Origin of the sequence: Synechococcus sp. R55.7 (assembly GCF_047461955.1) — a bacterium.
Lineage (GTDB): Bacteria > Cyanobacteriota > Cyanobacteriia > Thermostichales > Thermostichaceae > Thermostichus.
In genome coordinates this window covers 1-752 of sequence record NZ_JANSIC010000453.1, presented here as the reverse complement: position 1 = coordinate 752, position 752 = coordinate 1, and the positions used below count along the sequence as shown (strand labels likewise).

At 56.6% G+C, this 752-nt stretch carries 1 protein-coding gene; it reads right to left on the bottom strand.

What is annotated here, in order from left to right; all coding sequences use genetic code 11:
• Positions 1–605 (bottom strand): NADH-quinone oxidoreductase subunit J (locus tag NW820_RS13085; protein WP_414357958.1); only part of this gene is annotated, 605 nt, incomplete at its 3' end.
• Positions 606–752: the final 147 nt, after the last annotated feature.

The following is a 752-nucleotide window of genomic DNA, read 5'->3' as shown; positions in this document are numbered from 1 at the left end:
CGGGTGCTCACCAGCTCTGCCGGTCGTTCTGACTCTGATTCCAGCTGGGGTCGGGCCCGCTCCAGCAAGCTCAGATCCCCTTCTCCGGCTTGGGGAAGAACAAACTCTCGACGCGCCAAGACAATGGCCCCAATCAACGCCATCAGCAGCAAAACAGAAGCCAGCTCAAAAGGCAGAAGATAATCGCTGAAGAAGTGGCCGCCGATCACCAACACACTGCTCAAAGGTTGGATCGGCTGCAGCGGCCAAGGGGTGTTCAAAGCCATCGCGGCTAGAAGGGCAAACAGACCCAAACAGACCACCGCCGTCACTCCGTTGCGCAGCCAGCCCAGCTTCAGGGGGGCAAAGGTGTAGCGCCGATTCACCAACATGATGGCAAACAGGATCAACACATTAACCGCGCCGACGTAGATCAGAACTTGGGCTGCGGCCACAAAATCGGCATTCAAGAGGAGATACAACCCGGCCATGCTCAGGAAAACGCCCCCGAGCAGAAAACCGGAATAGACAATGCTGGGGGCCCAAACCACGCCTAGCGCGAAGCCAATGGCCATCGCCGATAGCACCACAAACGTAACCAGTTGTACGCCTTCTCCGAGGGTCATGAGAGATCCGTCCTTAGCCAGTTTCTATTGCTGCTCCCTTACCACTGTACTGTCCTGGCGGATTTAAGAGAAGCCCGACTCCTTTTTCAGATCGATAGAGAAATCTCTAGAGTTGGGTCTCACCAACTGCCGCCCGCTCCGCCACCT